Source organism: Pigmentiphaga sp. H8 (assembly GCF_003854895.1).
In the GTDB taxonomy this organism is placed as follows: domain Bacteria; phylum Pseudomonadota; class Gammaproteobacteria; order Burkholderiales; family Burkholderiaceae_B; genus Pigmentiphaga.
Genome location: NZ_CP033966.1, coordinates 5,190,462 through 5,210,798, shown reverse-complemented (window position 1 = coordinate 5,210,798; position 20,337 = coordinate 5,190,462). Strand labels below are relative to the sequence as shown.

At 69.7% G+C, this 20,337-nt stretch carries 19 protein-coding genes; 12 read left to right on the top strand and 7 right to left on the bottom strand.

The window, feature by feature from the left end; genetic code table 11:
* Nucleotides 1-23: 23 nt before the first annotated feature.
* Nucleotides 24-1,607, top strand: a complete 1,584-nt coding sequence (norR, locus tag EGT29_RS24530) for a nitric oxide reductase transcriptional regulator NorR (RefSeq protein WP_124691446.1) — start codon at nt 24-26, stop codon at nt 1,605-1,607.
* 34 nt (nt 1,608-1,641) lie between these two features.
* Nucleotides 1,642-2,517, top strand: coding sequence for a LysR family transcriptional regulator (locus EGT29_RS24525; protein ID WP_161567954.1), 876 nt, complete (start codon nt 1,642-1,644; stop codon nt 2,515-2,517).
* Nucleotides 2,518-2,526: 9 nt separating this feature from the next.
* Here the strand turns inward: EGT29_RS24525 and EGT29_RS24520 are convergent, their stop codons facing one another.
* From EGT29_RS24520 to EGT29_RS24505, 4 genes are all read right to left on the bottom strand, one after another.
* A complete protein-coding gene (locus EGT29_RS24520; protein ID WP_124691444.1) occupies nt 2,527-3,333 on the bottom strand; it encodes an SDR family NAD(P)-dependent oxidoreductase in 807 nt (268 codons plus the stop codon).
* Between the two features lie 10 nt (nt 3,334-3,343).
* Nucleotides 3,344-4,348 carry a tripartite tricarboxylate transporter substrate binding protein gene (locus EGT29_RS24515; RefSeq protein WP_124691443.1) on the bottom strand — a complete coding sequence of 335 codons (1,005 nt, stop codon included), beginning with the start codon at nt 4,346-4,348 and terminating at the stop codon, nt 3,344-3,346.
* Nucleotides 4,349-4,456: 108 nt separating this feature from the next.
* Complete coding sequence (locus EGT29_RS24510) at nt 4,457-5,569, bottom strand: mandelate racemase/muconate lactonizing enzyme family protein (protein WP_124691442.1); 1,113 nt, start codon at nt 5,567-5,569, stop codon at nt 4,457-4,459.
* A gap of 34 nt (nt 5,570-5,603) precedes the next feature.
* On the bottom strand, nt 5,604-6,581 hold the full coding sequence (locus EGT29_RS24505) for a tripartite tricarboxylate transporter substrate binding protein (protein WP_124691441.1): 978 nt from the start codon (nt 6,579-6,581) through the stop codon (nt 5,604-5,606).
* 131 nt (nt 6,582-6,712) lie between these two features.
* On the opposite strand from EGT29_RS24505, the gene EGT29_RS24500 reads away from it, so the two are divergent.
* Nucleotides 6,713-7,642, top strand: coding sequence for a LysR family transcriptional regulator (locus tag EGT29_RS24500; protein WP_124691440.1), 930 nt, complete (start codon nt 6,713-6,715; stop codon nt 7,640-7,642).
* A gap of 145 nt (nt 7,643-7,787) precedes the next feature.
* Complete coding sequence (locus EGT29_RS24495; protein WP_124691439.1) at nt 7,788-8,645, top strand: universal stress protein; 858 nt, start codon at nt 7,788-7,790, stop codon at nt 8,643-8,645.
* A gap of 1 nt (nt 8,646) precedes the next feature.
* On the opposite strand, the gene EGT29_RS24490 is transcribed toward EGT29_RS24495, so the two are convergent.
* Nucleotides 8,647-9,579, bottom strand: coding sequence for an AraC family transcriptional regulator (locus tag EGT29_RS24490; RefSeq protein ID WP_124691438.1), 933 nt, complete (start codon nt 9,577-9,579; stop codon nt 8,647-8,649).
* A 184-nt stretch (nt 9,580-9,763) separates the two neighbouring features.
* On the opposite strand from EGT29_RS24490, the gene EGT29_RS24485 reads away from it, so the two are divergent.
* Together EGT29_RS24485 and EGT29_RS24480 are read left to right on the top strand one after the other, a co-directional pair.
* Complete coding sequence (locus tag EGT29_RS24485) at nt 9,764-10,747, top strand: tripartite tricarboxylate transporter substrate binding protein (protein ID WP_124691437.1); 984 nt, start codon at nt 9,764-9,766, stop codon at nt 10,745-10,747.
* A gap of 4 nt (nt 10,748-10,751) precedes the next feature.
* On the top strand, nt 10,752-12,374 hold the full coding sequence (locus tag EGT29_RS24480; RefSeq protein WP_124691436.1) for a sulfatase: 1,623 nt from the start codon (nt 10,752-10,754) through the stop codon (nt 12,372-12,374).
* Between the two features lie 9 nt (nt 12,375-12,383).
* On the opposite strand, the gene thpR is transcribed toward EGT29_RS24480, so the two are convergent.
* Both thpR and EGT29_RS24470 read right to left on the bottom strand, forming a co-directional pair.
* The gene (gene thpR / locus EGT29_RS24475) at nt 12,384-12,926 is read right to left on the bottom strand and encodes an RNA 2',3'-cyclic phosphodiesterase (RefSeq protein ID WP_124691435.1); all 543 of its coding nucleotides are present in this window, start codon (nt 12,924-12,926) and stop codon (nt 12,384-12,386) included.
* Nucleotides 12,927-12,948: 22 nt separating this feature from the next.
* Complete coding sequence (locus EGT29_RS24470) at nt 12,949-13,914, bottom strand: glycerophosphodiester phosphodiesterase family protein (RefSeq protein ID WP_124691434.1); 966 nt, start codon at nt 13,912-13,914, stop codon at nt 12,949-12,951.
* Between the two features lie 160 nt (nt 13,915-14,074).
* On the opposite strand from EGT29_RS24470, the gene EGT29_RS24465 reads away from it, so the two are divergent.
* From EGT29_RS24465 to EGT29_RS24440, 6 genes are read left to right on the top strand one after another with little or no spacing between them, the layout of a single operon-like run.
* On the top strand, nt 14,075-15,391 hold the full coding sequence (locus EGT29_RS24465; RefSeq protein WP_124691433.1) for an aromatic ring-hydroxylating dioxygenase subunit alpha: 1,317 nt from the start codon (nt 14,075-14,077) through the stop codon (nt 15,389-15,391).
* Nucleotides 15,388-15,894, top strand: a complete 507-nt coding sequence (locus EGT29_RS24460; protein WP_124691432.1) for an aromatic-ring-hydroxylating dioxygenase subunit beta — start codon at nt 15,388-15,390, stop codon at nt 15,892-15,894. The genes EGT29_RS24465 and EGT29_RS24460 overlap by 4 nt, the downstream gene beginning before the upstream one ends.
* Before the next feature lie 10 nt (nt 15,895-15,904).
* Nucleotides 15,905-16,591, top strand: coding sequence for a GntR family transcriptional regulator (locus EGT29_RS24455; protein ID WP_192901775.1), 687 nt, complete (start codon nt 15,905-15,907; stop codon nt 16,589-16,591).
* A gap of 38 nt (nt 16,592-16,629) precedes the next feature.
* The gene (gene ilvD, locus EGT29_RS24450) at nt 16,630-18,342 is read left to right on the top strand and encodes a dihydroxy-acid dehydratase (RefSeq protein ID WP_124691430.1); all 1,713 of its coding nucleotides are present in this window, start codon (nt 16,630-16,632) and stop codon (nt 18,340-18,342) included.
* A 32-nt stretch (nt 18,343-18,374) separates the two neighbouring features.
* Nucleotides 18,375-19,256, top strand: coding sequence for an NAD(P)-dependent oxidoreductase (locus EGT29_RS24445; RefSeq protein WP_124691429.1), 882 nt, complete (start codon nt 18,375-18,377; stop codon nt 19,254-19,256).
* Between the two features lie 54 nt (nt 19,257-19,310).
* Nucleotides 19,311-20,285 (top strand): ABC transporter substrate-binding protein, encoded by a 975-nt coding sequence (locus EGT29_RS24440; protein WP_124691428.1) that lies wholly within the window; start codon nt 19,311-19,313, stop codon nt 20,283-20,285.
* Nucleotides 20,286-20,337 lie beyond the last annotated feature (52 nt).

Sequence of the window (20,337 nt, the reverse complement as noted above, 5' to 3'; positions counted from 1 at the left end):
TTTATGACCTCAAATTAGTCAAAATGACTGCAAATGCCCTGCTGCACGCTCTTGTTCCACTGGTGGACGATCTGGCGCGGGATCTCGCCGAAGGGGAACGCTACCGCCGCCTGCTGGAGGCTGTCCGTACCCTAGTTCCTTGCGATGCAACAGCCCTGCTGCGGCTGGATGGAGAATGGCTCGTGCCGCTGGCCGTGGACGGCCTGAGCAGCGATACGCTGGGCCGCCGTTTCAAGGTGGACGAGCATCCCCGCTTCCAGCTGCTGCTCCAGTCCGACGGCCCCACGCGCTTCCCGGCCGGGAGCCGCCTGCCCGATCCCTACGACGGCCTGGTCGAAGGAATGGAAGGCGAGCAACTGGAGGTCCACGATTGCCTGGGCTGCGTCCTGCGGGTGGGCGAGCGCCCCTGGGGCCTGCTGACGCTGGATGCGATGGAGGCCGAGCGTTTTTCCGCGCAGGACCTGGATGCCTTGCAGACCTTCGCCAGCCTGGCCGCGGCGACGGTCAGCGTGGCCGATCGGTTGCAGCTACTGGCCTCGCGCGCCAGCGACGAGCACCAGCGCGCGGAAATCTATCGCGCGGCGGCGGGCGAAACCGCACCGCGTCCGCTGCTGGGGCACAGCGCCGTCATCCGGCGGCTGCTGGACGAGGTTCGCACCGTGGGCGCCAGCGACCTGACCGTGCTGGTGACGGGCGAGACCGGGGTCGGCAAGGAACTGGTGGCCCAGGCGCTGCACGCGGCCTCGCCGCGCGCGACGCGGCCGCTGGTCAGCATCAACTGCGCGGCCTTGCCCGAGGCCCTGGTGGAAAGCGAGCTGTTCGGCCACGTCAAGGGCGCGTTCTCGGGAGCGGTGGGCGATCGGCGCGGCAAGTTCGAGCTCGCCGACGGCGGCACCCTGCTGCTGGACGAGGTCGGCGAGCTGCCGCTGGCGGTACAGGCCAAGCTGCTGCGTGTGCTGCAAAGCGGGCAATTGCAGCGCCTGGGCTCCGATCGCGAGCATCACGTGGACGTACGGCTGATCGCGGCCACCAACCGTGACCTGGCCGAGGAGGTCCGCAAGGGGCGTTTCCGCGCCGACCTCTACCACCGCCTGAGCGTGTACCCGCTGCGGGTGCCGCCCCTGCGCGAACGAGGCCGCGACGTGCTGCTGCTTAGCGGCGCCTTCCTGGACGAAAACCGCTCGCGCCTGGGGCTGCGCAACCTGCGCCTGGCCGCCGAGGCGCAGGCGGCCCTGCTGGCCTACGATTGGCCGGGCAACGTGCGCGAGCTCGAACACCTGATCAGCCGCAGCGCGCTGAAGGCGCTGTCCCGGCAAACCCCGCGTCCGGCCATCCTGACGCTGACGGTGGCGGACCTGGGGCTGGAGGAAGGGGAGGCCGGGTCGCCCGCTTCCGCGCGCGAGAACCCGGCGGCGGCCCGCGCGCGCGTTCCCGCGCAGCCGCTGAAGCAGGCGGTCGAGGGCTACCAGCGCGGCCTGATCGTCGCGGCGCTGCGCCGCCATGGAGACAACTGGTCGGCCGCCGCGCGCGAACTGGGCGTGGACCGGGCCAACCTGGCGCGGCTGGCCGCGAGGCTGGGGCTCAAGTCGGCGGCTGCCGAGCCCTGACGAAGCTTGCGGCGCAAGCGGAAAAGGAAAGGACATGGACCTGCAAAGCCTGAAGACCTTCGTCGCATGCGTCGAGGAAAAAAGCCTGAGCCGTTGCGCCGACCGGCTGAACGTCGTGGCCTCGGCGGTAAGCAAGCGGCTGGCGGAGCTCGAGCGCGAGCACGGCGTATCGCTGCTGCGGCGGACCGGCCGGGGCGTCGAGCCCACGGCCGCGGGCGAGGCGCTGTACCGCCATGCGACCTCGCTGCTGTCGGCGGCCCGCCAGTTGGAGCGGACCCTGGCGAGCTTCCGCGACGACGGCGAGTCCCACATCCGGATCGCCGCCTGCCGGTCGGTCGTGCTGCAGTACCTGCCGCGCGCCATCAGCCTGCTGCGCCGCGTGTGTCCAGGCCATCGCGTCGACATCGTCGAGGCGTCCAGCGTTGAGATCCCGGCGCTGGTCACCCAGGGGGAGGCGGAGATCGGAATCTATCACGCGCCGTTTCCGCCTCCGGGCCTGCACTTCGTGGAGTACCGCCGCGAACGGGTCGCCCTGGTCGTCCCGATGGGGCACGCGCTGGCACGGAGTGGTCCGGTGCGTTTCTTCGACACGCTGGATCATGACTACGTCGGCTATTTCCCGCGCCACGACCTGGCCAACTTCCAGCGATTGATCGGCGAAAACCTGCCCCGGCCCATCAACGTCAGCGCGCAGGTCTCCAATCCCGAGGCACGCTGCATGCTGGTGCGCGAGGGGCTGGGCCTGGCCCTGATGGCCGAGGGCCTGGCGCGGACCTATGCCGAGCGGACGGGAGTGGAGGTCGTCGCGCTGGCGGACGAATGGGCGGGCCGACAGATCTGGATGGCATGCGTCGATCCCGCGGCCCTGCCCGAAGGCGCGCGCGAACTGTTCGCCCGCCCCCAGGCCTGAGGTCTGCGCTCAGCCCCGCTTGAGCAGCAGGCCGCCATCGACCGGAAACAGTACGCCGGTCACGTAGCGCGCCTCGTCCGAGGCCAGGAAAAGCGCCGCGTTCGCGACGTCGGCGGCTTCGCCCATGTAGCCCATCGGCACCAGCGCATCGCGTTCGCGGCGGATCACTTCGCGGGGGACCCCGGTTTCCTCCGCGCGCCGCTCGATGGCCATGGGCGTGTCGATCAGGCCCGGCAGGATCGCATTGGCGCGCACGCCGTGCTTCGCGTTCTCGAACGCGATGTGCTGGGTGAGCGTGTTGACCGCGCCCTTGCTGGTCTTGTAGGTGACCGTGGGCCGGCCCGACAGCGAGGACGTGGACGATACATTGATGATGCAGCCGGACCGCTGGGCGACCATCTGCGGCAGGGCGTGCTTGCACATCAGGAACATGCCGGTCAGGTTGGCGTCGATGATGCGCTGCCAGGAGTTCAGCGACAGTTCGGCGGTGCGGGCATCGCCCTTGGAGAAGCCGACGTTGTTGTGCAGGATGTCCACGCGTCCCCATCGTTCGACGCAGGACGCCACCACCTGACGGCAGTCGTCCTCGCGGGTGATGTCGGCAATCGCCACCTCCGCCGGGGCGCCCAGCGCGCGCACCGCCGCCAGCGTGTCCTGCGCCCACTCGCCGTTGATGTCCACCAGCAGAAGCCTGGCGCCTTCCCGCGCGAAGCACTCCGCGGTCGCGCGCCCATTGCCCATCGTCGTGCCGGGGCGCTGGCCCGCGCCCACGATGATGGCCGTCTTGCCAGCCAGCCGTTGGCCGTTCGTCGTCATGTTCAGTCCTTCAAGTGGTGGTGATCTTGCCGTCGTGGATGACCTGGCGCCAGCGCGCCTGCTCGGACTGGCGGAAGGCGCGCATCTCCTGCGGCGTGCCGGCCGCCACCTTCATGCCGTCGGCCGAGACCCGCGACTTGTAGCCGGGATCGTTGGCGGCCTTGTTCAAGGCGCCGTTCAGCGCGGCGACGATGTCGGGCGGCGTGCCCGCCGGGGCCAGGATCGCGTACCAGACCTCGGCCGAATAGCCGGGCACCCGTTCGGCGATGGTGGGAATGCCGGGATAGGCCGGCGTGCGTTCGCGCGAGGTCAGCGCGACGGCTTGCAGCGTGCCTTCCTCGACGTATTTCGCCACGCCGCCCGCGGTGGCGAAAACGAAGTCCAGGCGGCCGCCGACCAGATCGGTGTAGGCCTGCGCCGCGCCCTTATAGGGGATGTGGGTCAGGTCGACGCCGGCCTTCATCTTGAACAGTTCGGCGGCCAGGTGGACGGCCGAGCCGTTGCCCGAGGAACCGTAGGTCAACTTGCCCGGATTGGCCTTGGCGTAGCGGATGACGGCGTCCAGCGTCTTGAAGCGGCTTTTCGGATGGGTGACCAGCACGTTCGGCCCGACGCAGATCAGGCCGATGTCGCTGAAGTCGCGGTCGGTGTCGTAGGGCAGGTCCTTGACCAGCGTGTCGTTGATGGCCAGGGCGGTGGTCGTCAGCAGCAGCGTGTAGCCGTCGGGCTTGGCCTTGGCCACGATGTTCGAGCCGATGACGGTGCCGCCCCCCGGCCGGTTGTCGACCACGATGGACTGCCCCAGCGCCTCGGACATGGCGGCGGCCAGGGAGCGTCCGACGACGTCCGTGCCGCCGCCCGGGGTGAAGGGAACGACCAGGCGCAGGGCGCGAGTGGGGAAGTCCTGGGTGCCGGCGTCGGATGCCAGGGCGGGGATGCCGGGCAGCGCGCCGGACGCGGCGGTGGCGCCCAGCAGGCCCAGCATGCGGCGCCGGCCGGTCGAGGTGTGGCTCATGACGTGTCTCCTATGTGCTGTTCTGATCAGGGCATCATAGGAAGCGGCGCTGCCGCCGGCGTGAAATTCAGGAACGGAAGCGGTTCCCGGATTTCACGTTGGGCCGGGTCAGTCCGTCCGGTACCGCTCGATGAACTCCGGATCGAAGTCCACGCCCCAGCCCGGCCCCTGCGGCAGGGCGTAATGGCCGTTCTCGATCGCACCGCGGCCGATCAGCATCTGGTGGAAGATCGGGTCGCGGTCGGGGTGGTGGGTTTCGACGTAGGTGCCGTTTTCCACCGCGGCCAGCAGGTGCGAGCCCACCATGGGTTCGCCGTGGTGGCCCATCTGCACGCCGAAGCAGGCCGCCATGCGGGCCACCCGCAGCCAGGCGGTGGGGCCGCCGCCCCAGCTCGCGTCCAGGTTGCAGACGTCGATGGCGGCGTCCAGCATCAGGTCGCGGCAGTCCTGGGTGGTGATCTCCGATTGGCCGGCGGCGATGGGCATGCCCGTCTGCGCGCGCAGCAGCGCGAGGTCGCGCCGGTCGTCGTCCCAATGGCAGGGTTCCTCGAACCAGCGCAGGTCCAGGTCCGCCGCCTGCCGGCAGAAGGCCAGGGCCTGGGTGCGGCTCCAGGCGCGGTTGGCATCGGCGAACAGCACGAAATCGTCGCCGCCCGCGCGCCGCGCGGCGCGGGTGCGCGCCAGGTCTTCCTCGACCCCGCGCCCGCCTACCTTGAACTTGCAGCCGGCCAGGCCCAGCGCGCGGTATTCCTCCATCTCGGCGCCGTAGTCCTGCGGCGCGTAGCCGTCCCGGTACTGGCCGCCGATGGCGACGATGGGCAGCGTGTGGCGCGCGCCGCCCCACAATTGGTACAGGGGCAGCCCGGCGCGCTTGCCCAGCAGGTCCCACAGCGCGCTGTCGGCGCACGCCACGGCGCGCACGGCCGCCCACTTGTCGCGGCCGCCGCGATGGGTGGCCGCCCACATGCGCGACCACAGGGTCTCGATGGCGGTGGGGTCCTGGCCGATCAGCAGCGGCGCCAGTTCCTGGTCGACGATGTCGCGCGCCTGCCGGTGGACCTCGAAGTTGCCTTCGCCGTTCACGCAGTGGCCAACCAGCCCCTCGTCGGTGTGGATGCGGGTGATGATGGCGTTCTTGCGCGGCACGCTGTAGACGCTGCCGCCATAGTCGCGATTGAGCGCGATGGTCAGCAGGATGGTTTCGACGCGGACGATTTTCATGCGGGGTTCCTGCGTGGAGCGGCCGGAGCCGCGATCATTGCCTGGGGATGCCGGCGCGCTCGACCAGCTCGATGTAGGTGCGGGCTTCGGTCGGAATCATCCGCGCGAGCTGCTCGCCGTCCAGGACCTGGGCTTCGCCGAAGGTCTCGGTCAGCTTGGCGACGTTGTCGGGCGTGGCCATGACGGATTTCGTCGTCTGGCGCAGCGCGCGCAGCACGTCGGCGGGCGTGCCGGCCGGCGCGAACAGGCTGATCCAGTTGACGACCTCCACGCCTTGCACGCCGGCCTCGGCGGCGGTGGGCACGTCGGGCAGCTTGCCGTCGCGCCGCGAGCGCAGGATGGCCAGCGGCCGGACCTTGCCCGACTCGATGTTGCGCAACTGGTTGGTGAGCGAATCGAACATGACCTGAACGTGGCCGCCGGCCAGGTCGGTGGCGGCCGGAGCCCCGCCCCGGTAGGGGACGTGGACCAGCTTGGTGCCGGTGCGGGCCTGGAACAGTTCGCCGCCGAAGTGCTGCACGGTGCCGATGCCCGACGAGGCGTACGACAGCTTGCCGGGGTTGGCCTTGGCGTAGGCCACGAGTTCGGCCAGCGTGCGAATGGGAAGCTGGCTGTTGACCACCACGACCTGGCCGGGGGTGACGATGCCCCAGACGGGCGCGAGGTCCTTGACCGGGTCGTAGGGCAGCTTCTCGTATAGCGCGGCGGCGAAGGAAATGGGCGAGGCCGTGGTGACCAGCAGCGTGTGGCCGTCGGGCGCCGCCTTGGCCACGTAGTTGGCGCCCACGGTGCCGCCGGCGCCGGAGCGGCTTTCGACGACGACGTACTTGCCCCAGGCCTGCTCCAGGTTCTGCGCGACGAGCCGGCCGACGTATTCGACGGGCGATCCGGGCGGGAAAGGGTTGATGACGTGCACGCCCTTGGACGGAAAGTCGGGGCGGGGCTGGGCGTGGGGCGCTCCCCAGGCCAGCAGTGCCGCCAGGGCCAGCGCGGGAGCCAGCAAGCGTTTCATGGAAGTCTCCTGTCATCGTGGGGCGCCGCGGGTGGCGCCCTGGAAGCCAGGCAGTATCATCGTCCGGGGTGGCCCGGGGCAACGGGCCGGTAGCCTATATGAGATATAGGTAATGACCTATCGGAGGATGCATGATCAGCCTGTCCCCGCGCGGACTCGAGGTGCTGGTGGCGGTGGCCGAGACCGGCAGCTTCGCCGGCGCCGCCCAGCAGCTGGACATTGCCCAGCCGTCGGTCAGCCAGCATATCCAGGCCCTGGAGCGCCGGGCGGGCACGGCCCTGTTCCTGCGCCAGCGCGGCCGGCGCGCCACGCTGACCGAGGCGGGCGAGCGCGTGCTGGCGCATGCCCGCGCGGTACTGGACGATGCGGCGCGATTGTCCGAGGACCTTGGCGGCGACCGCCGGGCCGGGGAACGGCGCATCGTCTTGGCCTGCCAGCGGCCGGTGGCCAACTCGGTGCTGCCGTCCGCGCTGGCTGGTTTCGCCCGCGAGCATCCCGAGTATGAGCTGGCCATGGTGGCCGGGACGCTGGACGAAGTCCTCGCGCAACTGCGCGACGGCAGCGCCGACCTGGGCTGCTTCCTGAGCCGGTGGCCGCCGGAGGGCGTGGCGGGCCGGGCCATAGGCGTCGAGCGTTTCGCGCTGGTGGCGGCGCCTTCCCATCCGCTGGCGGGGCGGGGCGCGGTGCCGCCGCGCGAACTGGCCCGGCACAAGTTCGTGCGGGCGGCGCATCGTTCGGGCTTCGCGATCCACATGGCCGACATGCTGCGCGCCGCCGGCATCGCCGGCACGCCGGTGGCCTCGCGGGCCACCGAGTCGGGCATGGTGCGGGAACTGACGGCGGCGGGCGTGGGCATCTGGTGCGTGCTGGCCAGGACGGTCCGGCAGGATATCGAGTCGGGCCTCCTGGCCGAGCTGTCGCCCGGCGGGCCGCCCATGACCATGGGGTTGTGGCTGGCCCATGACGACAGGCGGCCGCTGTCGGCGGCGGCGCGGCGGCTGGAGGACTACATCGCCGCCTGCGCCATGGTCGAGCGCGAGGCCCCCCGCGCGTCGTCGTGATTGGCAGGGTCGCCTTCCGTTGGTATCGTAGGTCCGACGGGAGCGCCGTGCGATCCGCGGTTTTCCCGTTCCGCCTCCGGATCCTCGCCCGCCCAGCGGGCCGCCCCACGCGCGCCGCCGCGTCCGCCACACCAGGGAGATCAGCATGGAAGGACCCTCCACCGAAAACCTGCGCTGCATCCTGCTTGCCACCGACCTGAGCGCACGCTGCGACCGTGCCCAGGACCGGGCCGTACAACTGGCGCGCGAGCATGGCACCAAGCTGGTCGCGGTGTGCGTGAACGAGACGTCGCTGGGCGACGTGCTGACCGCCCGGCGCGGCCAGGTGGTCGACCGCAATGCCGCCGAACGGCGCTTCCGGGCCGGGCTGGGCAGCGTCGACGTCCAGGCCGAGCTGGTGCTGGAAACGGGGCACGCGGTCGAGATCATCCGCAAGACGGCCGAGGCGCGCCATTGTGACCTCATCGTCACCGGCGTGGCCCGTGACGAGACCCTGGGCCGCCTGTTGCTGGGCACCACGGTCGAGAAGCTGGCGCGCGAGGCCGTCCAGCCCATCCTGGTCGTGCGCGAACGCCCGCATCACGACTATCGCGACTTCGTCGCCGCCGTCGACTTCTCGGAAGGATCGCGCCAGGCCCTGCAAGCGGCGCTGACTTTGTTCCCGGCTGCGCGCCCGCTGTTGTTCCATGCCTTCTCCACTCACCAGGCCCATGCCGAGGCGGCCGTGGTGGAACAGGCAAGGGCGCGGGCCGACAACGAGGTGGCCGAATTCATGAAGCGCAACGCGGCGCTGTTGAACCGGCCCGACATCGAATGGAAGATCGAGCACGGCCTGCCCGAGGACGTGGTGCCCGACTACGTGGCGCGCCATCCCACCGAGCTGCTGGTGGTGGGCACCCACGGCCGCACGGGGATATTGCGCACGGCCATAGGCAGCGTGGCGGAACAGCTGATCCAGCACACGCCCTGCGACGTGCTGATCGTGCGCCAGCGGCAGCCCTGACCTAGCCGGCGCGCCGCCCGTATTCGCCGGGCGGCACGCCCGCCCAGCGGCGGAAGGCGCGGGCGAATATCTTCTCCGAGCCGTAGCCGACCAGTTCGGCCACGTCGGCCAGGCGCACCGATCCCAGCCGCAGCCGTTCGGCGGCCCGCTCCATGCGGCGCGCCGTCAGGTAGGAGATCGGCGACACCCCCACCAGCTCTCGGAAGCGCGCGCTGAAACGCGAGCGCGACATGCAGACTTCGTCGGCCAGCGCGGGCAGGGTCCAGGGTTTCTCGGGCCAGCGGTGCATCAGCATGATGGCCTGGGCGATCTTGGGGTCGGCCAGGCCGCGCAGCCAGTTCGGCTCGGTGTCGCGGTGCCGCAGCAGGTAGGCGCGCAGCACGTGCACCATCAGCAGGTCGCCCATGCGCGCGGCCGACAGTTTCCAGCCCGGCTCGCGGTTCAGGCTTTCCTCGATGAACAGCCGCATCGTCGGCGCCAGGCACGAGGCCAGGTTCACGTCGTCCTCGCGCAGGTGGATCAGGCCGGGCAGGAAGCGCAGCACGGTGTTCTGGCCGACGGGGCCATAGTCGACGATGGTGGTGAAGAGTTCGGTGGGCGTGCCGCCTTCGCCGTGCGTGAACACCAGCGGCTTTTCCCCGCGTTCGCGCATGCCGTGCGCCGCCAGCACCTCGGCGAAGGGAACGGGCGCGAGCCCCGGCTCGGACGAAATGGTGTGCCGGCCGCCGCGCGGCAGCACGACGAGGTCGCCCGCGGGCACCCGCACGGGCGCCATGCCTTCGGGCTGTATCCAGTAGGGCGCGCCCCGGGCGATGCGGAACATCGCGCCCTGCAGGCCCGTCGATTCCAGCGACCACGGGGCATGCAGCGTGAAGCGGCCGGTCGTGGCGCTGTCGGCCCGGCAGCCGGACAGAACCTCGCTCAATACATCCACTTCTTCCTCCGTCGATCGCGCAGCGTCGATTTTATCGGCAGGCGGGACGAATTGCGCCCTAATGAGGCGTTATTGGGGTGGAGGCGGGCCGATTTTCAGGGAAGAATCTGCCCTTCTCCGCGTTCGGAGGCGCCGGCCGCGCCCCGCGCGGCGTCGTCCGCCCCGCATTCTCATAGGTGCCTCCATGTACGCATTGCTTCGCAAATTCGCCCTGGCCCTGGGCTGTCTGCCGTTTGCCGCGCTGACCGCGCATGCGCAAGGGAACGACTTCCCCGCCAAGCCCATCACCATCATCGTCGGCTACCCCGCCGGCGGCGGGCCGGACATCGGCGCGCGCATGCTGGGCGAGAAGCTGGCCGCGCGCCTGCACCAGTCCGTCATCGTCGAGAACCGCCCGGGCGTCAGCGGCATGATGGGCGCCTCCGCCGTCGCGCGGGCGCCGGCCGACGGCTATACGCTGCTGTTCGCGCCCAACACTTTCCTGATCGCTCCCCACGTACTGTCCAAGGGCACGAACGTCAATCTGGATGTGTTGAACGACTTCGTGCCGGTCGTGGCGCCGTCCAAGGGCGCGATGATGATGGTGGCCCACCCGTCGCTGGGCGTGAAGAACGCCAAGGAACTGGTCGCGCTGCTGAAGAAGCAGCCCGGACTGGCCTACGCCACCCCGGGCAGCGGCTCGCCCATGCACATCGCCGGCGAACTGTTCAAGAAATCGGCGGGCGTGGACATGCTGCACGTGCCCTACAAGGGCGTGGCGCCCGCGATCGCCGACGTGCTGGGCGGCCACGTGAAGATCACGTACGCCAGCATCGGCGTGGTGGCGCAGCACATCGCCGCCGGCCGCCTGGTGGCGTTGGGCATGGCCGAGAAGGAGCGTTCGCCCTTGATGCCCGAGCTGCCCACGCTGGCCGAACAGGGCTACCCCAACACCGCGACCGGCGCCTGGTACGGCGTGTTCGCGCCCAAGGGCACGCCGCCCGCTGTGGTCGAGAAGCTGAACCAGGAGTTCAACACCGTGCTGCGCCAACCGGACACCGCCGCCAAGCTCAAGCAGCAGTGGGAAGTGCCGCTGGGCGGCTCGTCCGAGGACCTTGCCCGCATGGCCAGGGCCGAGTACGAAAGCTACGGCAGGATCGTCAAGGAATTCAACATCTCGGCCGATTGATCGCATGGACCCGCGCGTTTCCAAGCGGCCCAACATCCTGCTGGTCATGACCGACCAGCAGCGGGCCGACCACCTGGGGTGCTACGGCAATCCCATCGTGCGCACGCCCCATCTCGACGCGCTGGCGCGCGACGGGGTGCGGGCCTCGCAGTTCTACGTGGCCAGCCCCACCTGCATGTCCAACCGGGCCACGCTGATGACCGGCCGCATGCCCTCGCTGCACGGGGTGCTGCATAACGGTATCCCGCTGTCGCGCGAGGACGTCACCTTCGTCGAGCTGCTGCGCGACGCCGGCTACGCGACGGCGCTGATCGGCAAGTCGCACCTGCAGAACTTCGGCTACAACAACCCGCCCATACGCGGCTGGGAAAACCTGAACGGCGGCACGCCGCCTTCGGACGCGATGAAAGACGCGCACCGGCATCACCGGCGCGGCCGCGACTACGACAACGAGTGGACGCCCTACTGGAAGGCCGATCCGTCCTTCCACGTGCAGACGCCGTTCTATGGCTTCGACGACGTGCGCCTGTGCACCATGCATGGCGACCGCGTGCAGGGCGACTACGCGCGCTGGCTGGCCGAGCGCCATCCCGACCCCGACAGCCTGCGCGGCCGCGAGAACGCCATTCCCGACGACCGCTACGATTCGCCGCAGGCCTGGCGCACGCGCATGCCGGTGGAACTGTATCCCTCGACCTACGTGGCCGAACAGACCTGCGAATGGCTGGCCCGGCATGCGCAGCGGGACGATGATGCGCCGTTCTTCATCCAGTGCTCGTTCCCCGACCCGCACCATCCGTTCACGCCTCCCGGCAAGTACTGGGACATGTACGACCCCGCGGATATTCCGCTGCCGCCCTCTTTCCACCAGGAGAACATGCCGGCGCTGCTGCGGGCCGTGCACGAGCGCACCCGCGCGGGCGCCTCGCGCGAGGCCTACGTGCCGTTCGCGCTGAACGAGCGCGAGTGCCGCGAGGTGACGGCGCTGACCTACGGCTCGATCAGCCTGGTCGACGATTCGGTCGGCCGGGTGCTGGCCAGGCTGGATGAACTGGGGCTGCGCGAGGACACCGTGGTCATCTTCACCTCCGACCATGGCGAGATGATGGGCGACCACGGCATCGCGCTCAAGGGCGTCATGCACTATCGCAGCGTGACCCAGGTCCCGTTCATCTGGCACGACCCGCAACTGCCCGGGCAGCGGCGCGGCGCGGTGGTGGACGGCGTGGCGGGCACGCTAGACATTGCGCAGACCATCCTGGCGCGCGCGGGCCTGGCGCCCTTCAACGGTATCCAGGGCGCGAACCTGCTGCCGGCCATCCGTGGCGACGCCGCGCCGGCGCCGGAACGCGCCGGCATCGTGGTCGAAAGCGAGCCCCTGCAATACGCGTTCGGACGGCCGCGCCGCTTCAAGGTGCGTACGCTGTTCGACGGCCGCTACCGGCTGACGCTGTCGGACGATCCGGCGGTGTGCGAGTTCTACGACCTGGAAACCGATCCGCACGAGGTCGAGGACCTGTGGAACGAGCCGTCGGCCCGCGGCCAGCGGGATCGCCTGGTGGCCGCGCTGGCGGTGGAGATGATCCGCCTGTCGGAAAGTTCGCCCCTGCCCAGCGCGCAGGCCTGAGGCCGGCGCTCAGGCCAGGTCGAACCTGAACAGCGCGGCATAGCGCCATTCCGATCCGGCCGGCGCCGAGGCATACAGTCCCAGCGTGCCGAAGCGCGCCGGCGGAATCGCCGGCATCGGCCGGGGCAGGTCCGGCATGGACTGGCCCGCCTTGAAGCGTGCCAGTGTCACATGCGGCCGGAAGGGGCGGCCCTCCACCGGCAGCCCCATGCCGCGCACGATGCCTTGCGTGTCCTCGACCAGCCGGCGCAGCGGCGCGGGCAGCGAGAAGCTGGCCACCGCCACGCGCGGCCGGGCCGGCTGTGGCCACAGTTCCAGCGATTCTCCGTCCAGCACGGGCAGGGCGCGCGCCAGAGGTGCCAGCGCCGCGCGCAGCCGGGTCTCGTGATCGGCCGTCAGGCTGCCCAGGAAAGCGATGGTCAGATGCAGGTCGGCGGGCAGCAGGCGTGCCGGCGGCAGGCTGGCGCCCAGCGCGGCCAGGCGGGCTCGCGTGTCGTCGTCGGGGCCAAGGGCGATGAAGCAGCGGGAACGGTCGGAGGCGGTGGCGGGCATGCCTTAGGATACCCCGGCCGGTTCAGTGTGCCCGGATCAGGCCGCCCATGGTTTCTATCCGGTTCGTCCAGACGTGGCCGGGAAAGCGGGCCGGCACGCGTGCCAGGTCCGCCGGCGTGTCGATGCCCGAGCTGAAGCCGCCGCCCGAATAGGGGCCCATCACGATGACCTCGCTGCCCGCTTCGCGCAAACGAGCGGAGAAACGATAGGGCCAGCCCCACAGGGCCCACCCGTAGTTGACCGGCACGATCACCAGCGTATTGCGGCAGGCATCGGGCACGATGCCGCTCCAGCCCTGGAGTTCATAGCGCAGCAGGCACGACAGCGTGGAGGCGCGGTCGTAGCCGCGCAGGCCGGGGACGCGGGCAATGCTGGCGCGGGTGGGCTCGGCGCCGCCGTAGACGCCCATGACCGCGTCGCGCCAGGCGGGACGGGCCGCGAGCATGTCCGCCAGGGCCCGGCCTTCCTCTTCCCGCCGGCTCTTGAAGTTGACCAGGAAACGGCCGCCGGGAAACGCGTCCAGCACCTCGTCCAGCGTGGGCATCTGGCCCACGCCGCGGCCCCGCAGCGGCCAGGTCCCGCCGCCGTCGGCGGTATAGCCATGGCCGATGTCCAGGGTTCGCAGCACCGTCATGGGGGTGTCCTGGGTGACGCCGTGGCCGTCGGTGCGGCAGTCCAGCGTCCAGTCGTGGAAGACCGCGAATTTCCCGTCCGGGGTCAGGTGCACGTCCAGTTCGACGGCCTGGGCACCGGCGTCGTAGGCGGCACGCATCGAGGCGAGCGTGTTTTCCATATAGCCGTGCACGGGCGGCCGGATCCTGGCGGCGGTGCAGGTGTCGGCGTCCAGGTCCTGCACGGCATAGGCCTGGTGCACGCCGCGGTGCGCCAGGGGAAACGGGTGGCCGTCCCGGGGAGCGTGGAACAGCGAGGTATTGCCGGCCCATAGCGCCACGGCGGCCAGGGCCACGAGCGCGGCGATCGTCTTCATGTCGTCGGTTTCGCAAAAGTGAACGCAGTTTACGCGGGCCTTCCGCCGGAGTGGCCCGGCCCGGGTAAACCCCCGTGGCCCTCATGGTCACTCGCTTGCTAGGATTTGATCAAAGATCGAATATCCAAGATCGAATTCTGGCGCGCACTTCAGAGGACCCATGCCGGCAGACATCGCCCACCTCATCGACGACAGGCCGGGGGACGGCGTATTCCGCGTCCACCGCGACGTATTTCGCCGCGACGACGTCTACGCCCGGGAAATGGACCGCTTCTTCCACGGCGGCTGGGTGTTCGTCGCCCATGTCTCCCAGGTGCCCGATCCGCAGGACTACCTCACGACCAGCATCGGCCGCCAGCCGCTGGTCGTCATGCGGGGGCAGGACGGCGCGCTGCGCTGCTTCCACAATTCCTGTCGCCACAAGGGCGCCCTGGTCTGCCACCAACGGCGCGGCAATCGCCGCACCCATGTCTGCCACTACCATGGCTGGGCCTACGGCAGCGACGGGCGCAACCTGGGCGTCAAGGGCAAGGCCCAGGGCGACTATCCCGCCGCCTTCGACGACGACAGCCACGACCTCCAGCCCGTGGCCCGTTTCGCGGAATACCGCGGCTTCCTGTTCGCCAGCCTGACGGCGGAGGTGCCACCGCTCGAAGAACACCTGGGCGACATCCGGCGCTTCATCGACATGGCGGTCGACCAGAGCGAAGCGGGCCTGGAGATCGTGCCCGGCGCGGTCACGTACACCTATCGCGCCAACTGGAAGCTGCAGCTGGAGAATTCCACCGACGCCTACCACTTCACGTCCACGCATCCGTCCTACCTGCGGCTGCTGGACCGACGTTCGGGCATGGCCGGGCGCACCGACGTCGAGGCGGCGATCTGGCAGGCCGGCGGCAAGAAGCGCGAGGAAATGATGGGGTCCTTCGGTTTTCCCAACGGACACGCGCTGGTGTGGACCACCTCGCCAGTGGAGAACCATCCCCTGTATGCGCGCCTGCCCGAGTTGCGCGCGCGCATGGGCGATACGCGCGCGGAGTGGATGCTGCGTACGCGCCAGTGCAATGTCTTCCCCAATCTGCAACTGGCTTCCAATGCGGCCCTGCAGATGCGCGTCATCCGCCCGCTGGCGGTGGACCTGACCGAGATCACCTCCTATTGCCTGGCGCCGGTGGGCGAGGGGGCCGAGCAACGGCGCCAGCGCCTGCGCCAGTACGAGGATTTCTTCAATCCCAGCGGCCTGGCCACGCCGGACGACACGGTCACCTTCGAGGACTGCCAGCGCGGTTTCGAAAGCGGCGAGATCGAATGGCAGCAAGGCTATGCGCGCGGCATGGGGCGGGTGGTGCGGGGGGCTGACGCCCATGCGGCGGAACTGGACATCGCGCCCGATACGTCGATCTCGGGGCCGTTCGAGATGAGCGACGAGACCGTGTTCCACGCGCTCTATCGCAACTGGTCGAGGAAGTTGAAATGAGCAGACTGGCGCTGGAAGTGCGGGCCGATGCGCAGGCCGTCGTGTTCCAGGAGGCCGCCCATCTGGACGCGCAGCGCTGGGACGACTGGCTGTCGCTGTATGCCGAGGACGCGAGTTTCTGGCTGCCCGCCTGGACCGACGAGCATCGCCTGTCGGTGTCGCCGGACAGCGAACTGTCGCTGATGTATTGCGCCGCGCGCGCCGGCCTGGAGGATCGCGTCTGGCGGGTGAGGTCGGGGCTGTCGGTGGCGTCCACGCCCTTGCCCCGGACGTGCCATGCCGTGACGGGATGCGTGGCGACGGCGGCCGGCGAAGGCCGGGTGCGGGTCGAGTCGGCCTGGACCTGCCATGTCTACAACGTCAAGCATCGCGACCAGCACACGTTCTTCGGCCGCTACGAGCACCTGCTCCGGCCCGAGGGCGACGGCTGGCGCATCGCCGCCAAGAAGATCGTATTGATGAACGACGTCATTCCCACCATGCTCGATTTCTATTGCGTCTAGGATGGCTGCCATGCTCCCTGCCCTGGGCGACATCAAGCCCGTCGTGCGGTCCTCGGTGTCCGACGCGGTCTATCAGACCCTGCGCAACAAGCTGATGCACGGGGAATATCCCGCCGGCCAGCTGCTGGGCATCCAGGACCTGGCCAATGCGCTGGAGACCAGCACCATGCCGGTGCGGGAAGCGCTGCGGCAGCTGGTGGCGCAGCAGGGGCTGGAACCCATGCGCAGCGGCACCGTGCGCGTGCCGCTGATCACGCGCGAGCGGCTGGACGACATCCGCCGCTCGCGCGTGCTGGTCGAGGGCACCGTTACCGAGTGGGCGGGGCCGCGGCTGACCGTCCGCCAGCTGGACGACTTGGAGCAGCTGGCCGCCGAGATCACCGTGGCGCGCCGTTCGCGCGAAGGGCTGATCGACAGCCTGGAGAAGAACCGCATCTTCCACTACACCATCTACCAGGCCGCGCAGTCGCCCGTCATGCTGGCCATGATAGACAGTCTCTGGCTGCAATCGGGCGCCTACCTGCGCGCCACGCGCGAGTTCCTGCACACCGACACCATCGCCGCCGACCGCCTGCACGAATCGGCCGTGATGGCCCTGCGCGCGGGGGACTACGCGCAGGCACGAAAATTCATCGAGACCGACGTGAGCTGGGTGTTCGACCGGCTCAGCGCCGTGCCCGATGCCATGAGCCGATAAGGCCGGCAACGAAGACCCAGAATCCGGAGTAGAAGAGAATGAAAACCAAGCGCCTGAGATCCGACATCACCCGCGAGGGCCTGGACCGGACGCCGCACCGCGCCTTCATGCGCGCCACGGGCCTGGACGACGAGGACATCGCCAAGCCCATGGTCGGCATCGTCAGCATGCGCGGCGACCTGAGCCCCTGCAACATGACCCACGCGCCGCAGGTCGAGGCCGCGCGCATGGGCGTCGCCTCGGCCGGCGGCACGCCGCGGGAGTTCTCGACCATCTCGGTGTCCGACGGCATAGGCATGAACCACGAGGGAATGAAGTTCTCGCTGGTCAGCCGCGAACTGATCGCCGATTCCATCGAGGCCGTGGTGCACGGTCATGCGCACGACGGCCTGGTGGCGTTCGGCGGCTGCGACAAGACCCTGCCCGGCGCGATGATGGGCCTGGTCCGCTGCAACGTGCCGGGGGTGTTCGTCTACGGCGGCAGCGCGCTGCCGGGGCGTTTCGAGGGGCGCGACATCACGGTGCTGGATGCGTACGAAGCGGTGGGCGCGGCGCAGACCGGCAAGATGACCGAAGAAAAGGTCATGATGCTCGAGCGCGCCTGCAAACCCACCATCGGCGCCTGCGCCGGCCAGTTCACGGCCAACACCATGGCCATGGTGGCCGAGGCGCTGGGCCTGACCGTGCCGAATTCGGCCATGGTGCCGGGCGTGTATTCCGAGCGCCTGGACATCGCTCGCCGCGCCGGCCAGATCGTGATGAAGCTGATCGAGAACGGCGGTCCGCTGCCGCGCGACATCGTCACGCGCAAGGCGCTGGAAAACGCCTGTGCGCTGGTGGCGGCCACCGGCGGCTCGACCAACGCGGCCCTGCACATCCCCGCGATCGCCAACGAGGCCGGCATCGCCTTCGACGTGGACGACGTGGCGGCGGTATTCGCGCGCACGCCGCTCATCGGCGACCTGCGGCCAGGCGGCAAGTACGTGGCCAAGGACGTCTACGACATCGGCGGCGTGTCGGTGCTGATACGCGAGCTGATACGCAGCGGGCACATCGACGGCAGCTGCATCACCGTGACCGGCCGCACGCTGGCCGAGGAGCATGGCGCGGCGCCGGCGCCCGACGAGAAGGTCGTGCGCCGGGCCGACCAGCCCATCCTGGTCGACGGCGGCCTGGCGGTACTCAAGGGCAACCTCGCGCCCAGCGGCGCGCTGCTGAAGGTCGCGGGCCTGGCCAAGCGCGTGCACGAGGGCCCCGCGCGCGTCTTCGACGGTGAGGACGCCTGCGCCGAGGCCGTCAGCCAGCGGCGCTACGCCGAGGGCGACGTGCTCATCATCCGCTACGAGGGCCCGGCCGGCGGCCCCGGCATGCGCGAGATGCTGGGCGTGACGGCGCTGATCTACGGCCAGCAGATGGGCGAGAAGGTGGCCCTGCTGACTGACGGCCGGTTCTCGGGCGCCACGCGCGGCATCTGCGTCGGGCACATCGCGCCCGAGGCGGCCGCGGGCGGCACCCTGGCGCTGGTGCGCGACGGCGACCGCATCCGCGTCGATGGCGACGCGCGCACCCTGGAACTGCTGGTGGACGACGCCGAGCTGGCGCGCCGCCGCGCCGCCTGGCAGCCGCCGGCGCCCAACCACAAGGCGGGACTGCTGTCCAAGTACGCCAAGACCGTGGGACAGGCCGACACCGGCGCCGTCACCCATGACGGCGGCGCGCAGTGGCCCGAACCGGCGGCCCCCTCCGCTTGAACCGACACGGCATTCGAAGAAAAGGAAGCATCATGAGTAGTACGGCACGATTGGGATATCTGGGCATGGGCCTGATGGGCCTGCCCATGTCGCTGCGGTTGCGGGCGGCGGGTTGCGAGCTGGCTGTCTGGAACCGGTCGGCGGCCAAGGCCGAGCCGGCCCGGGCGGCTGGCGCGCGCGTGGCGGCCAGCCCCGCCGACGTGGCGCGCGAGGCCGATATCGTCTTCATGTGCCTGACCGACGCCGCCGCGGTCGAGGACGTGGTGTTCGGCGCGAACGGGCTGGCATCCGTGCCCGGCCAGGGCAAGGTGGTGGTCGATTTCTCGTCCATCACGCCGGCCGCCACGCGCGACATCGGGGCCCGGCTGGCCGCCGCCAACGGCATGCGCTGGATGGACGCGCCGGTGTCGGGCGGAACCAAGGGCGCCGAGGAAGGTTCGCTGGCCATCATGGCGGGCGGCAGCCAGGAAGACTACGACCGCGTGCGGCCCTACGTGGCGCAAATGGCCCAGCGCTTCACGCTGATGGGGCCGCTGGGGGCGGGGCAGACCACCAAGCTGTGCAACCAGATCATCGTCGGCGGCACGATGGCCATCCTGGCCGAGGCCACCCGGCTGGCGGCGAACTCCGGCATCGACCCGATGCTGCTGCCGCAGGCCCTGGCCGGCGGCTTCGCCGACTCCAAGCCATTGCAGCTGTTCCTGCCGCGCATGGCGCAGGGCATTCATAATCCCCCCATCGGCCACACCTATACGATGCTCAAGGACCTGGACAGCGTGGTCGAACTGGCCCGCCAGACCGGCACGCCGGTGCCGATGACCGCGGTCGCCTCGCAGATGTTCCGGCTGGTCAACGCCACGCGTGGCCCCGAGTCCGAAGCGCTCGAAATCTACAAGCTCAGTGAAAGTCGATGACCCCCCGAGCATCGTGGAACTGAAATCCGATCGTCAATCTGCCAGGAGTCATTCATGAAGAAAATCGCAGCGCTTGCCCTGACCGGCCTCATCGCCGCATGGTCCGTTCCCGCTTCCGCGCAGCAGGTGATCCGCGTGGGTTGGCTGATTCCGGCCGAGGAAGCCAAGTACTGGATGATGAAGCGGCCCGCCGAGTTCCCGCAGCTGGGTTCGAAGTACAAGATCGAGTGGGTGCAGTTCCAGGGCACCTCGCCCGTCATGCAGGCCTTCGCCGCCAAGGCGGTGGACTGCGGCACGCAGACGCCGCTGTCCGTGGGGCAGGGCCTGATCGAGGCCAAGGTGCAGACCTCGATCATCGCCCAGCACGTGTTCGAGACGCCTACCAGCTTCTCGGTGTACTGGGCCGTCAAGGACGATTCGCCCATCAAGTCCGTCAAGGACCTGAAAGGCAAGCGCATCGGCGTGTCGGTGCTGGGGGCGGGCGTCTATGCGCCGCTGGTGCAGATGCTGGAGAAGAACGGCCTCGACCCCAAGACCGACGTGAAGCTGATCGAGACCGGCTTCGCGCCGTCCGAGGACGCCATTCGTTCGGGCCGCGTGGACGCCGGCGTGCTGAACCAGCCCTTCGCGGCGCGCGCCGAGGCCAAGGGCGGCCTGCGCAAGCTGTTCTCGGTGGCCGACCAGCAACCGAATTTCGTGCACATCCTGGAAGCGTGCCGCAAGGACTTCGTGGACCAGAACCCCGAGCTGGTGAAGGCCTACATCCGTGACCTGACCTCCGCCATGGGCAAGGTGCTGGCCAACCGTCCCGAGACGCTGAAGGTCGTGTCCGAAGTGACCCGGGCGCCCGTATCCGTGCTGGACACCTACCTCCTCAAGGGCAACGACTTCGCCCGCGATCCCGGCATGGCCCCCAACTTCCCGGCCATCCAGAGCCTGCTCGACAGCTTCACGCAGGCGGGCCTGATGTCGCAGAAAGTGGACGTGGCCTCGTTCAAGAACGGCGACATCCACGCCCCGATCAAGTAGCGCCCCCGGCGCCGATGCAAGGACAGGCCCCGCGCAGGCGGGGCCGCGCTCT